Below are 12,738 nucleotides of genomic sequence, written 5' to 3' on the forward strand. Positions count from 1 at the left end.
TCCGGTGAACTCACTCTTAGCCCAATGCCTCAGCAGCACAAAGGTATACGGTACAACCCTCACGTCCACCCTCTTGCGAAAACACCGCGGGCATGTCACAGTGAATTTGTCCGTACGTATCATTTATCAAATCGGGAGTTGTAGTGCACACGCACCGTCACGCAGATCGCGCCGCACTTCGCGCGGCCACCGCAGTGGTTGGGGTCGGCACGACCGAATTCGGCAATTTCACGGGTTCCTCCGCCGACGATTTGGGCTTGACCGCCCTCGAGGCTGCACTTGCCGATGCCGGACTCAGCGCGCACGACCTCGACGGCTTGATCGTGAACCGGGTGAGTAGTTACGAGGTGGTGGCCTCGCGGATGGGAATTGAGCCCCGCTGGTCGGCGCAGCTGCCGGCGGAGGGACGCATGACCGGCGTCGCCATCCAGATGGCGGTGCTGGCCATCGCTACCGGAGTGGCCTCCACCGTCGCGCTGGTGTACGGCAACAACGGGCGCTCGGGTGGGCACACCTATGGAGGCGGCGGCGCGAGCGCCAGCGCGGCCGCCGAGGGATACGGCACCAACCCGGCGTTGACCCTGCCGTATGGGATGACCTCGCCCGGAGCCTTCTACGCGATGATGTTCCAGCGGCACTGTGCGCAGTACGGCACCACCGCCGAACAACTGGCGCAGGTTGCGGTCACCCTGCGAGAGCACGCATCGCGGAATCCGCAAGCCGTATTCAAAGATCCCATCTCACACAAGATCTACCTCGAGTCCCGTTTCATCGTCGAACCGCTGAAGATCTACGACTACTGCCTGATCAACGACGGCGGCGTGGCCATGATTCTCACCTCAGCGGACCGGGCCCGCGACTGCGCTCAACCACCCGTTCACGTCCTGGGGTTCGGACAACAAGGGCAGCTGCGCAACTCTGATTTCCCGCCGGACGACTTCTGGCGCGAGGCAATCGGCACCGCCGGGCAACAAGCGTATGCAATGGCCGATTGCACTCGGGCCGACGTGGACGTCCTGATGGCATACGACAACTTCAGCCCCAATGTGCTCTTTACCTTGGAGGGCCTCGGATTCTGCGCTCCCGGCGAGTCCGGAGCATGGATCCAGGACGGCCGCATCGGACTGCGCGGTGAACTGCCGATCAACACTTCCGGCGGACATCTGTCGGAAAGCTACATGCAAGGGTGGGGGCTGAACGTCGAGGCCATCCGCCAGTTGAGGAAAACGTGCGGCGACCGCCAGGTGCACGATGCGACCATCGCTCAGTACCTGTGCGCCGCTCCCGTGGTGACCTCGGTCGTGTACGGAGCACAGGCATGAACCCCCGCTATTCGTTGACCGCCCACCTCGAAGGACTGGCCCGGCACGAGCTGTTGATCAGCGCATGCGCAGCCTGCGAAAACCATCAGTTCCCCCCGAAAGCGGCCTGCACTCGCTGCGGAAACACGGAAAGCCCGCAGTGGACCACGGTGAGCGGTGAGGGCCGGTTGTGGTCCTACGCCGCCTTCCACAGGACTTACCTGACCGACTTCTACCTGCCGAGCCCGTACGTCGTCGCGGTCATCGAACTCGACGAGGGCGCCAGGATCTACGGCAACGTCGTCGGCGCGCCGATGTCCTCTCTCTGGATCGGGCAGCGAGTCCGCGCCGACTTCACCACCATCGACGACGGAGAGTCGCACCTGATCTTCGTCGCAGCCGACAAGGAAGGCACATGACCGACACAGCCCCCTCCCTCGGCCCGCTCCGTGGACTGCGCGTCGTCGAGATTGCCGCACTCGGGTCGGCACCGTTCGCCGCGATGATGCTCGCCGACGCCGGCGCGGAAGTTCTGCGCATCAACCGGCCCGGGCAGCGCACCGACGACCCCGGCATCCTCGGCCGGGGACGGACCGCACTGAGCCTCGATCTGAAGGACCTACACGATCGCGACCGTGCTCTGGAGGCCATCGACCACGCCGATGTACTCATCGAAGGATTCCGGCCGGGCGTGATGGAACGGCTTGGGCTCGGACCCGGCACCTGCCTGAACCGCAACCCGGCCTTGATCTACGCCCGAATGACCGGCTGGGGGCAGGACGGGCCACTCGCCGCTACCGCTGGGCACGATATCAACTACCTGGCCCTGACCGGTGCCCTCCGGTCCATCGCCCGCCAGGGCGAAGTCCCTGTTCCGCCACTGAACCTCGTCGGCGATTACGGCGGCGGCGGGATGCTGCTGGTCACCGGAATCCTCGCCGCACTCTACGAGCGGGTATCCAGCGGTACCGGCCAGGTCGTCGACGCCGCAATGATCGACGGAACCAGCCTGCTCATGAGCGGTATCTGGAACCGTAAGGCCACCGGGAACTGGTCGGGCGAACCCGGCACGAACAGCATCGACAGTGGTTCGCACTTCTACAACGTCTACCGGACCGCGGACGACGCCTTCATGGCCGTGGGCAGCATCGAGCCGCAGTTCTACCAGCGACTGCTCCTCGGTCTCGGGCTCGCCGACGCCGACCTACCGGCACAGCACGACCGGGCGCAGTGGCCCGCCATGAAGGACCTGTTTGCGCGAATCTTCCGGATGAAAACGCGCGCAGAATGGACACTGGTCTTCGCCGAACTCGACGCGTGCGTATCCCCCGTTCTCGCGCTCGACGAGGCGGTGACCGATCCGCATATGCAGTTTCGGAACACCCTCGTCCGTGGTGATCGCGTCGAGCCGGCGCCCGCTCCCCGCTACAGCAGAACACCGGGCACCGCCGGTGGCCGCGGCGAGAACACAGAGCCAGCCGAGACCCTGATGACGCGTTGGGCGTCGACCGTCCGCGCGGCACCGGCGACAATCAGAACAGGACAGCACTGATGGCGGCACCGACAATTATCCGCAGAACAGTCCACGACGGCCTGACACTCGGGAAGAACATCGGTTTCACCGAGGGGCCCGTATGGACCACAGACGGCCGATTGTTCGTCACGAGCGTCAGTCGAGGCGCGCTGTACGAGATCTTCCTCGACGGGCGCCCGGCTGTGGCAGTCGCCGAAACCGGTGGTGGACCCAATGGCATGACTCTCGGCTGCGACGGGCGACTGTGGATCACCCAGAATGGTGGCGGCGCGATGCCCACCCGATCACAGGTGCCGGTCTCGCCGTCCATCCAGGTCTGGGATCACCGGGCGGCCGCCGCGCCGAGCACCATCTTCAACGGAAGGGTTCACGCTCCGTCGGACTGTACGTTCGGACCGGACGGCGCCCTCTGGTTCACCGACCCGAACGGCCACGGCTTCGGCAGCGCAGCCCTGCCGGGTCGCGTCTGGAGGTACGACCCCGCGGCCGATCACGCCTCAGTCGTTCTCGACGACGTCTTCTTTCCCAACGGCATTGCGTTCGGGCCCGACCCGGAACACCTGTATGTCGCCGAGACCGCTCGTAATCGGGTACGCCGCTATGTGGTCACAGCACACAGCGCGACCGTCGATCATGACTTCCCGCAAATCACCGTCTCGACCCCCGACGGCATCACCATCGACGCTCAGGGCGGTCTGTGGGTAGCAGGCAGCAAATCGGGAAAGGTCACCTACTTCGACTCGACCGGCCAGATGTGTGAGCAGTTGGCGATCGGTGTAGGAACGATGCCCACCAGCGTCTGCTTCGCCGGCGACGCGCTCGACCGTCTGATCGTCACCGTTGCCAAGGGCGGGCGCGTACTCGCCTTCCCTGTCGAAACCTCCGGCTTACCCACCCCGCCTTCTTCTCCGGCCCCACCCGATTCGTCGCCTGCACACCGCGAGGAACTCCAATGACCGCATCAGCTCCTGCCGCTCGCACCTGGGGGGCCCTGCTGCACGAAATGGCCGACCGCTTCCCCACCCGGGCCGCGATCTCGTTCGAAGGGACGGCCACCACCTTCGCCGAACTCGATCACAGGGTCAGCCAATGGTCGAAGGCGCTGCTGGCCATGGGAATCGGCCGTGGTGACTCGATCGCAATACTGGCCGGAAACCGCCCCGAATGGTTGTACACCGCGATGGCCGGGGCGCGGATAGGCGCAGTTGTCGTGCCCATCAACACCTGGTACAAGACCGATGAGCTCGCGTACGCGCTCGACCACGGTGACGTGAAGGTCCTGCTGTTCTTCGATCGGCTTCGCGATACGGACTACGTTCCCATCGTCGCGGGCACCGTCGCGGCGGTCACCGAGGCACCCGGCCCCGACGGCATACTCCATGACACGAAATTGCCGGCCTTGCACCACGTCGTCGAGCTCGGGCAGCACCGCCTCCCGGCTGCCGTATCGCTCCGTCAGTTCCTCGGCTGCGGAGAACAGATCAGCGACGACGCGCTGGCCGATGCGGAAGCCGCAGTCGAGCCGGACGACCTCGCGTACCTGATCTATACCAGCGGCAGCACGGCGCGACCGAAATGTGTCGCGCTCGAACATCACCACGCCATCGTCAACACCTTCAACATCGGCGAACGGCAGGCGCTCGACGAACACGACCGGTCGTTCCTCGCGACACCGCTGTTCTACGGACTCGGTGTCATCCAGGCCCTCGGCGCGACCTGGACCCACGGCGCCTGTGTGGTTCTCATGGAGGTGTACGAACCGGGCCGAGCCCTCGAACTGCTCGAACGTGAGCGCTGCACCGCGTACTACGGGCTCGGAAACATGACCCGAAGCCTCGTCGACCATCCCGACTGCGCTCGCCGCCAACTCAGCCTTCGCAAGGGTGTCCTCGGCCTGAGCAAGGCGGACCGTCGACTCGCCCGCACCGAACTCGGGCTGACCCTGGGCACCAGCATTTATGGATTGACCGAGTCCTACGGGTTGTGCGCGCTGACCGATGCCCACGACCCCGTCGAGCGGGCCGAGGACACCATCGGGCGTCCCCTCCCCGACTGGGACATCCGCATCGCCGACCCGGATACCGACGAGCCCGTACCGACCGGTGAAATCGGACAGATCCTGATCCGCGGCCACGTCATGCGGGGTTACTACAAAGATCCCGACCGCAATCGTGAGGTCATGACACCCGAGGGCTTCTTCCGCACCGGTGACCTCGGATACATGGACGAGCACGGATACCTGCACTTCCACTCCCGGCTCTCGGAGATGATGAAGCCCGGCGGCATCAACGTCAGCCCACTCGAAGTGGAACTTCTGGTAGGGGAGATCGCCGGCGTCCGCGAAGTGCATGCCGTGGGCATTCCCGACATCGCGCGCGGGGAGGCGATCGTTGTCTTCGTCGACGCCGACCGAGACGACGTCACCCTCGACCGGATCCAGGACCACGTCCGCAGCAGAGCCGCCAAGTACAAGGCCCCGCACCACGTGATCTACGGAACCAGTGCCAGTTTCCCGCGGGTCGCGAGCGGCAAGGTACCCAAGGCCCGCCTGCGCGAACTTGCGCTCACCGAACTCGGGCTCGACGCCGCCGGGATGCCCACCCCGGCGGTTGACACTCCGCTCTCCGACCACTGACGCAGATGGACTCTCACGTGAATATCGACATCCCTGAGGAAGAACAACTCCTCGTCCAGACCGTCCGCGACTTCATCGACCGCGATGTGAAGCCAGTCGTACACGAGATGGAACACCAGAACGAGTACCCCGAGGAATTCATCGAACAGATGAAGAAGATCGGCATCTACGGGCTGGCCATTCCCGAGCAGTTCGGGGGCGCTCCGGTTTCGATGCCGTGCTATGTCCAGGTCACCGAGGAGCTCTCGCGCGGCTGGATGAGCTTGGCCGGCGCCATGGGCGGTCACACCGTCGTCGCGAAACTGCTCACCACCTTCGGAACCCCCGACCAGAAGGCCACCTACCTTCCTCGGATGGCCACCGGCGAACTGCGCGCGACCATGGCCCTGACCGAACCCGGCGGCGGATCCGACCTCCAGGCGATGCGTACCCATGCACGCCTCGAACGGGACGAATACCTCGTCAACGGTTCGAAGACCTGGATCAGCAATGCGCGCCGCTCCGGCCTCATCGCCCTGCTCTGCAAGACCGACCCCCAGGCCACCCCGACGCACAAGGGCATCTCCATCCTGCTCGTCGAGCACGGCCCCGGACTGACCGTCTCGCGTGACCTCCCCAAGCTCGGATACAAGGGCGTCGAGAGCTGCGAGCTCTCCTTCGACAACTTCCGAGTTCCCTCTTCGGCCGTACTCGGCGGCGCCGAGGGCCACGGCTTCGCCCAGATGATGAAGGGCCTCGAGACCGGCCGGATCCAGGTCGCCTCCCGCGCCCTCGGGGTCGGCCGCGCCGCGCTCGAAGACGCGCTGCAATACGCACAGGATCGGCAGTCGTTCGGCAAGCCGATCTGGAAGCATCAGGCAATCGGTCACCAACTTGCCGACATGGCAACCAAACTCACTGCCGCGCGTCAGCTGACCATGTTTGCCGCCAGTCGATTCGACGCCGGACTCCGATGTGACATGGAGGCGGGAATGGCGAAATTGTTCGCCTCCGAGACCGCGATGGAGGTCGCGCTGTCCGCGCTGCGCATTCACGGCGGATACGGCTACTCGACCGAGTACGACATCGAGCGGTACTTCCGCGACGCCCCCCTGATGATCGTCGGCGAGGGTACGAATGAAATTCAGAAGAACATCATTGCAGCGCAGCTGGTCCAGAGAGGCGGAATGTAGCCCATGACTTCCACGGGTTCACCACTGAGAAGCGACGTTGTCAGCTTGGAGCCCCAGGGCCTCAAGGGTATCGCCTGCCGGGCGTGCAGCCGGCGTTCGTTCCCGGAGCGGCCGCTGTGCCCCATTTGCGGCGCCGACGCCGTCGACAACGTCCTTCTGGCCGACCGAGGTCGAGTCACCAGCTGGACCATCGTTCACCAGGCTCCGCCCCCGTTACAGACGCCCTACACCTTGGTGACCGTCGATCTCGACGACGGTGTCCGGTTGTTGGGCGCGGCGACAGGCACCGTCGCGATCGACGACGAAGTTGCCGTCGAGTTGTTTACGTTGAAGACCGATTCCTCCGGAGAACCACTGTGGTGGTACCGATTCCGGGGCACCGAGGAGAACCGATGAGCGAGACCTACATCGCCGGCGCCGGCATGGTGCGATTCGGCAAATACCCCGTCGACATCACGTTCGAGAAACTCGCCGTCGGCGCTGCCCGCGAAGCGATGTCCGACGCGGGCGTGACCACCAAGGATATCGAATCCGTCTACGTCGGGCACGTGTTCGGCGGCCCGGTCGCCGGTCAACGCGTCGCGGCGCAGATGGGTCTTGGCGGACTTCCCGTCTCCAACCACGAAAATTACTGCGCCAGCGGGGCGACCGCGATCCGCGAAGCGTGGATCGCGATCAAGGCCGGGCTGTATGACATCGTCTTGGTCATCGGTGCGGAGAAGATGACCGACCGTGTCTCCGGCGGCGTCATGCCCGACCCGACGGACCTCGATGCCATCAACGGCCTGGTCATGGCCGCCAATCATGGAATGAGTGCGCGGCGGTATATGTCCGACCACGGTGCCACTCGCGAGCAGATCGCCGCGGTGGCCGTGAAGAATCACGCCCACTCGGTGCACAACCCGTTCGCTCAATACCAGCGACCGATCAGTTTGCAGGAAGTTCTCGACGCCCGCACCATCGCCGAGCCACTGGGACTTCTCGATTGCAGTCCCATCAGCGACGGTGCCGCCGCAGTGGTTCTGTGCAGTGCGGCCGGTCTCGCCAGACTAGGGCGTTCATCAGCTCCGCGTATCGCCGGCTGCGCCCTGGTCAGCGGCAAAATCGTCACTGCCGACACCAACCTCAACGACGAGGACGTCTCTCGTCGAGCGGGTGAACAGGCGTGGAACATCACCGGATACGGGCCGGAAGACATCGACCTGGTGGAGATGCACGACTGCTTCACCATCGCCGAGATCGTGCGCCTGGAAGGCCTCGGCGTCGTCCCGGTCGGTGAGGGTGGGCGATGGACAGAGAGCGGTAACACCTCGATCGGGGGCAAACTTCCCGTCAACGCCAGCGGCGGCCTCCTCAGCCGTGGACACCCGGTGGGTGCCACCGGCGTCGCGCAGATCTGCGAGCTCACCTGGCAACTCACCCACCGAGCCGGTAGACGGCAAGTCGACGAAGCGAACGTCGGGCTCGCCTATTGCAAGGGAGGCACCGTCAGCGGCACCGACGGTGGCTCGGTCACAGTCCTGCTGGTGACGCGATGACTGCCTCCACGGTCACTACAATCGACCTCACCGATCCCGCGAACCCCGCCGATGTAGCCGCCTCCCCGGTAGTGGTGCTCGTCTTCCGCGGCGCAGACGGTGATCAGACGCTCGACACCGCAGACCTCGAGCATGCGGTGGCACATCCGCTGCTGTCCGCGTTCTCCGCCGTTCAGCATCACTGGCCGTCGATAACCGGAACACACGGTCGCGGTCGGGTGGTCGTCCTCGCCCCCGCGTCTGCGGCCTTGGGGGATCCGCTCAGACCATTGGATTGCGCGGTTACGGGGGCTCTGATCAGCTTCGTCCGGTCGGTCGCGATCGAGTTGCAGCGGCACGGCGGTGCCGCGAACGCGATCTTCTTCGACACCGACCCCAACGAGCCGGCCGTTACCGAGCTGATCGCCACGGTGACCGCTGAGCATGCCACTGCGGTGACCGGCCAAGAAATTTACGCCGCCAATGGCGCCGACCTCGGGAGGCTGCACCCATGAACCCCGACCACCAGCAATCCACGCCGCGTGCTCGTGTCGCCTTCATCACCGGCGCTGCGGGCGGCATCGGACGGGGTATCGCCGAACACCTGGCCGAACTCGGATACAGCCTAGGGCTGTCGGACATCTCCGAAGTTGCATTGCAAACCGTAGCGAACGACATCGCCGACGCAACCGGTGTAGCTGTGTCGGCCCGAGCCGCAGACCTCGCCGACCGGCAGTCCATACAAGCCGCGGTCGATGCCACCGTCGCCGATCTCGGTGGACTCGACGTTCTGGTGAACTGCGCGGGAATCCTCAAGGACGCCCGCATCGAGAAAATGGACCCCGCGGTTTTCCGCCAGGTCATCGAGGTCAATCTGATCGGGATGCTGACCACCACCGCCGCAGCTCTGCCAGCGCTGCGCTGCTCAGGAAGTGGCCGGATCATCTCGTTGACTTCGCGTGCCTGGCTGGGCAACTTCGGCTCCACCAACTATGCCGCCTCCAAGGGTGGGATCGCCGGCGTGAGTAGAAGCCTGTCGTTGTCCCTGGCGCCCGACGGCATCACCGTCAACTGCATTGCACCCGGGTTCATCGAAACACCGATGTCGAATTCGATGCCCGCCCACATCCTCGATCGGGTCCGGCACTCCATCCCGGTCGGCCGGGTAGGACGGCCCATCGATGTGGCCCGCGCGGTTGCCTTCCTCGGCGACGCCAACGCCGGTTACGTGACCGGGCAGAGCATTCCGGTATGCGGGGGTCGAAGCATCAGCGGCTCGATCAGAAAGGACACCGTCTCCGCGTAACGAGAAGACCCGTCCGGACATTGCGCAGAAGACCGCCCTTTCAGCTGAAGCCAGAACACCACGAAAGGGTCAGCATGCCTTCCAATCCCGTTTACGCGAATCCGAACGATCTTACGAACAAGGTCGTCGCCACGCTGGTAGCCGATGTCACCGATGACTGTCGCACCGCGCCCGTCCGTGGACCGCGATCCATACGGAATCTTGACGCCCGCGGCCGATGTCCTGACGAATTCTTTACACCCCGGGTCCGGCGTCCCTGCGGCGCAGCGCCCGCGGGCCCCGACGCCGGAACGGCACGAGTCCGGCGGCATCACCGTCTCGTCGCGGCGCCGCCAGGAACGCCACGGCCAGGGCGGCGGACACGGCGGCCGGCACGAGCGCCGGGGGGTGCAGATGCTGCAGCGGGACGAGCAGCGCCGCCGTCGCCGCTGCCGGAAGTGCGATCGCCGACAGGACGGCGGGCGTGGGGGGCAGCGGCTGCGGCCGGGGGCGAGCGGTGTGCAGGCGCCGGTGCAGCACCAGGTCGGCGGTGGCGCACAGCTCGGTCAACTCGGCTTGTGCCCCGTCGATCTCCGCGCTCGCCCGGTGCGCGAGCAACGAGCGCAACCGCGTCGGCGCGATCCGTCCCGGGGCGTCGTCGGGGGGAGCGCACAGCAGCGCCACCTCGACCAGGCGCGCACGCACGTCGGCCACCTCGTCGAGCGCGGTGAGGAGCTGCGCACGGTCGTGTGAGCGGTGGGTGCGCAGGTGCCCGAGCAGCCGGCGCCGATCGGTGTGCAGGTGTGCCCGGGCGCCGACCCAGCAGATCAGGTGGTAGAGCATCTCGCGGGTGCCGTCCCCGAGGTAACCGTGACGGTCTGCGGCGCCGAGATCGACCAGCATCGCCCGGGCGTCGTCGCGGACGCCCAGCCGCGCCCCGGCCCGCACCGGCGCATCGGCCAACGGTTCCGGATGCCAGATGAGCAACCGTCCGGATGCCCGCGACACCCCGTCGGCGAGGGTGCCGGAGCGGGGAGGTCCGACGAGCCGGCGCACCGCATCGGACCCGTCCCCGGCGACCTCCACGACCAGTCCCTCGACGGTGCGCTCGGCCGCAAGCGGACGAGCGGTGCGAACGACCACCTCGCGGAGCGGGCGGTACACCGCGGGGTCGGGCAGCCGGGTGTCGAGCCGGGGGAACACGTCGACCAGGCCGGCATCGGCGGTCACCCGGAACGGCGCCAGAAATGCGTCGAGCGCACGACGGAATCCGGTGTCGGCACCGTCGAAGAGGGGATCGCTGTGCCAGGTCAGCACGGTGCCGGGCGCCTCGGCGGTCAACTCCTCGCACACCAGCACCAGTCCGCCGCCGGGCACCTCCCACAGGGACGCACACGCGCCGGGCGCGCCGACACGGGTCCGGCCGGGCGCCGACGGTGGAGTGTCCGCCGCCGGACGCCGGACCGGTCCGAAGGCGACGGGGCCGTCGCCGGGATCCGTGAGGTGCCGGAACGCCAGCAGGCTCGGTGCCTGCTCGACGTGATCGGCACCGGGCGCGTCGGCTATGCGTGCCGGGAGGAACGGCTCCGTGCCGGCAACGGCGGGAACGGCGGCGGGAGGAAGCCTGCTCGCTGCTACGTCCAGCGGCAGGAACATCACCTTCAGCACCCCGGCCCGAGCCGGGGAGGGCATCGGTTCGGCGTGCGTGGCAACAACATCGGTATACCGGCGCGGCATCTGATTCTTCGCTTTCGGCACGGGGACGAGGTCGGCGCCTCCGGCGCGAAGCGCTCCGCCCCGGCCCGGGGACGCAGCGCCCGGGCCGGGGCGGAGGGATCCGGAGGGTCAGCCCGCGGCGGTGGCGTCCTCGAGTTCCGTCACGCGAGTCAACGCCTCACGCAGTCCCCGGCGGAACCCGCGGGTGTGCTCGGCGCGGGCGAGTGTCTCCAGATCATTTTCCAGGTTCGCTCGAATTCTCCCGAGCGCGTGCTGTGCCGTGTTCATGGGAGATGCGATTCTCTCGTCGTTTTTCTGATGGTGGCAGGCAGTGCGGAATGGCGAGCCAATTCGTCGAGGACGTACAGGCGCGCGGTCCGAATTCCCCGGTGATATCCCGGAAGGAATTCGTCCCCGGGGTCCACGAGGGCGATCTCGATTCCGAGCTGCGCGTAGAGTCTCTCGAGAACTGTTGTTGTGAAATCCATTTCGTTCGGATCGGTCGTCGTCGATCCGCGGTCAGCTCTTCCGCTTGCGGAGGAACTGGGTGGACTCGAGCGCCTTGGCTCGTTTTTCCGCGCGCCGCTCCTTCAGGGTGCGGGCGGACTGTTTGGAACTCTTGACGGCGGGCTTGGCGGCCATTGTCAATCCTTTCCGAATCGGCAATCGCAAACTGGCCACGACCATACCCAACAAAAAAATAAAGTCCAGTTCGCCGGAACGGCGCCCGGCGTCGGTGCCCGCCCGCGGTGGCGGTGCCGCCGGAGACGCGCTGTTTTCGAGGTGGTGGGGGTTCGGGCCGTAGCACGCGCCACCGCCCGAGAAGTCCCCTCCGGGGTATTTGCCCGAAATCCGTTGGTGGTGTGACTCTTTCGAGGGTAATACACTGAGGTCGGGTCGGGATCTTCGAGGGTGAAGGAGAGTCCGATGTCTGCCGGATTCGATCTGGGCGTTGCATTCAGCGCGTTCCTCAAGTGGCTGAGCGTGACGTTCGGTCTCGGTGTCGGGTTGAGCTGAACACGCTCGGTCCCGTGGGGTCGTGTCCGCGCCGGCGATACCTGCCGTGCCGGGTCGGCGGCTCCCGGCGTGTCCCGCAATGCCGTCGGGGGCGGTGTTGCGGGACACGTCGTGCCGTCCTGAACGGTCGACCGTGCGGAACGAGGAACTGCGGCGCGGCGATTCTCGTCCCGACGACTCCCGGGAGAGTCGTCTACTCGTCGACCTCCATGTGACGGATGGAGGGGCCGCCCTTGTGGTCGGTCGAGCGGCCGAGCTTGGAATCGAGCAGGCTGCGGAGGCGGTGCACGGCGCCGTCGAAGGCCTCCTTCACCGATCCCGCGTTGTGGGTGACCGCGATCGGTTGCTGGCCGGCGATCCGCGCCTCGAGGAGACAACGCTTGTCCGTGGTGCCGAACTTGTCCGCGTTCTCGTCGCTGAGGTGGATCTCCACCCGGGTGATCCGGTCGGCGAACCGGTTCAGTGCGGACTCCAACTCCTCCTCGAGGCGACGGGCGATGTCGTCGTCGATCTGGATGTGGCTGTCCTTGTTGAGCTGGATCTGCATCGCGAGCTGTCTCC

At 66.1% G+C, this 12,738-nt stretch carries 14 protein-coding genes; 10 read left to right on the top strand and 4 right to left on the bottom strand.

Translation table 11 applies throughout. From position 1 onward, the window contains the following. Window positions 1-143: 143 nt before the first annotated feature. The 10 genes from ISO16_RS17755 to ISO16_RS17800 are packed head-to-tail and all read left to right on the top strand — an operon-like array spanning window position 144 to window position 9,465. Window positions 144-1,322: a thiolase family protein gene (locus ISO16_RS17755; protein WP_072633850.1), complete on the top strand. Its 1,179-nt coding sequence runs from the start codon at window positions 144-146 to the stop codon at window positions 1,320-1,322. Further along, window positions 1,319-1,720, top strand: coding sequence for a Zn-ribbon domain-containing OB-fold protein (locus tag ISO16_RS17760; RefSeq protein WP_072633851.1), 402 nt, complete (start codon window positions 1,319-1,321; stop codon window positions 1,718-1,720). The genes ISO16_RS17755 and ISO16_RS17760 overlap by 4 nt, the downstream gene beginning before the upstream one ends. Next, window positions 1,717-2,853: a CaiB/BaiF CoA transferase family protein gene (locus ISO16_RS17765; RefSeq protein WP_072633852.1), complete on the top strand. Its 1,137-nt coding sequence runs from the start codon at window positions 1,717-1,719 to the stop codon at window positions 2,851-2,853. Before ISO16_RS17760 ends, ISO16_RS17765 begins: the two co-directional genes overlap by 4 nt. Next, window positions 2,853-3,791, top strand: a complete 939-nt coding sequence (locus ISO16_RS17770; RefSeq protein WP_072633853.1) for an SMP-30/gluconolactonase/LRE family protein — start codon at window positions 2,853-2,855, stop codon at window positions 3,789-3,791. The genes ISO16_RS17765 and ISO16_RS17770 overlap by 1 nt, the downstream gene beginning before the upstream one ends. After that, window positions 3,788-5,470, top strand: a complete 1,683-nt coding sequence (locus ISO16_RS17775; protein ID WP_083662361.1) for a class I adenylate-forming enzyme family protein — start codon at window positions 3,788-3,790, stop codon at window positions 5,468-5,470. The genes ISO16_RS17770 and ISO16_RS17775 overlap by 4 nt, the downstream gene beginning before the upstream one ends. A 5-nt stretch (window positions 5,471-5,475) precedes the next feature. Further along, window positions 5,476-6,642 (top strand): acyl-CoA dehydrogenase family protein, encoded by a 1,167-nt coding sequence (locus ISO16_RS17780; protein ID WP_072633855.1) that lies wholly within the window; start codon window positions 5,476-5,478, stop codon window positions 6,640-6,642. Between the two features lie 3 nt (window positions 6,643-6,645). After that, complete coding sequence (locus ISO16_RS17785; protein ID WP_049904081.1) at window positions 6,646-7,038, top strand: Zn-ribbon domain-containing OB-fold protein; 393 nt, start codon at window positions 6,646-6,648, stop codon at window positions 7,036-7,038. Further along, window positions 7,035-8,180, top strand: a complete 1,146-nt coding sequence (locus ISO16_RS17790) for a thiolase family protein (protein ID WP_006931494.1) — start codon at window positions 7,035-7,037, stop codon at window positions 8,178-8,180. Before ISO16_RS17785 ends, ISO16_RS17790 begins: the two co-directional genes overlap by 4 nt. Further along, window positions 8,177-8,674 (top strand): hypothetical protein, encoded by a 498-nt coding sequence (locus tag ISO16_RS17795; RefSeq protein WP_072633856.1) that lies wholly within the window; start codon window positions 8,177-8,179, stop codon window positions 8,672-8,674. Before ISO16_RS17790 ends, ISO16_RS17795 begins: the two co-directional genes overlap by 4 nt. Then, entirely contained in the window at window positions 8,671-9,465 is a 795-nt protein-coding gene (locus tag ISO16_RS17800) for an SDR family oxidoreductase (protein WP_072633857.1), read from the top strand. The genes ISO16_RS17795 and ISO16_RS17800 overlap by 4 nt, the downstream gene beginning before the upstream one ends. 234 nt (window positions 9,466-9,699) lie before the next feature. On the opposite strand, the gene ISO16_RS17805 is transcribed toward ISO16_RS17800, so the two are convergent. From ISO16_RS17805 to ISO16_RS17815, 4 genes are all read right to left on the bottom strand, one after another. Then, entirely contained in the window at window positions 9,700-11,136 is a 1,437-nt protein-coding gene (locus tag ISO16_RS17805) for a hypothetical protein (RefSeq protein WP_195886168.1), read from the bottom strand. Window positions 11,137-11,289: 153 nt separating this feature from the next. Beyond that, window positions 11,290-11,448: a hypothetical protein gene (locus tag ISO16_RS17810; protein WP_006931502.1), complete on the bottom strand. Its 159-nt coding sequence runs from the start codon at window positions 11,446-11,448 to the stop codon at window positions 11,290-11,292. A 231-nt stretch (window positions 11,449-11,679) separates the two neighbouring features. Then, window positions 11,680-11,802 (bottom strand): hypothetical protein, encoded by a 123-nt coding sequence (locus tag ISO16_RS28950; protein WP_006931504.1) that lies wholly within the window; start codon window positions 11,800-11,802, stop codon window positions 11,680-11,682. A 568-nt stretch (window positions 11,803-12,370) separates the two neighbouring features. Next, entirely contained in the window at window positions 12,371-12,724 is a 354-nt protein-coding gene (locus tag ISO16_RS17815) for an HPF/RaiA family ribosome-associated protein (protein WP_006931507.1), read from the bottom strand. Window positions 12,725-12,738: the final 14 nt, after the last annotated feature.

It is taken from the genome of Rhodococcus sp. M8, assembly GCF_015654185.1.
Lineage (GTDB): Bacteria > Actinomycetota > Actinomycetes > Mycobacteriales > Mycobacteriaceae > Rhodococcus > Rhodococcus aetherivorans.

Bases quoted from the DNA above. Each gene is read 5' to 3' on its own strand.
- ISO16_RS17815 (WP_006931507.1), bottom strand. From the start codon at position 12,724: ATGCAGATCCAGCTCAACAAGGACAGCCACATCCAGATCGACGACGAC.
- ISO16_RS17760 (WP_072633851.1), top strand. From the start codon at position 1,319: ATGAACCCCCGCTATTCGTTGACCGCCCACCTCGAAGGACTGGCCCGG.
- ISO16_RS17785 (WP_049904081.1), top strand. From the start codon at position 6,646: ATGACTTCCACGGGTTCACCACTGAGAAGCGACGTTGTCAGCTTGGAG.
- ISO16_RS28950 (WP_006931504.1), bottom strand. From the start codon at position 11,802: ATGGCCGCCAAGCCCGCCGTCAAGAGTTCCAAACAGTCCGCCCGCACC.
- ISO16_RS17790 (WP_006931494.1), top strand. From the start codon at position 7,035: ATGAGCGAGACCTACATCGCCGGCGCCGGCATGGTGCGATTCGGCAAA.
- ISO16_RS17765 (WP_072633852.1), top strand. From the start codon at position 1,717: ATGACCGACACAGCCCCCTCCCTCGGCCCGCTCCGTGGACTGCGCGTC.
- ISO16_RS17810 (WP_006931502.1), bottom strand. From the start codon at position 11,448: ATGAACACGGCACAGCACGCGCTCGGGAGAATTCGAGCGAACCTGGAA.
- ISO16_RS17805 (WP_195886168.1), bottom strand. From the start codon at position 11,136: ATGCCCTCCCCGGCTCGGGCCGGGGTGCTGAAGGTGATGTTCCTGCCG.
- ISO16_RS17795 (WP_072633856.1), top strand. From the start codon at position 8,177: ATGACTGCCTCCACGGTCACTACAATCGACCTCACCGATCCCGCGAAC.
- ISO16_RS17775 (WP_083662361.1), top strand. From the start codon at position 3,788: ATGACCGCATCAGCTCCTGCCGCTCGCACCTGGGGGGCCCTGCTGCAC.
- ISO16_RS17800 (WP_072633857.1), top strand. From the start codon at position 8,671: ATGAACCCCGACCACCAGCAATCCACGCCGCGTGCTCGTGTCGCCTTC.
- ISO16_RS17770 (WP_072633853.1), top strand. From the start codon at position 2,853: ATGGCGGCACCGACAATTATCCGCAGAACAGTCCACGACGGCCTGACA.
- ISO16_RS17780 (WP_072633855.1), top strand. From the start codon at position 5,476: ATGGACTCTCACGTGAATATCGACATCCCTGAGGAAGAACAACTCCTC.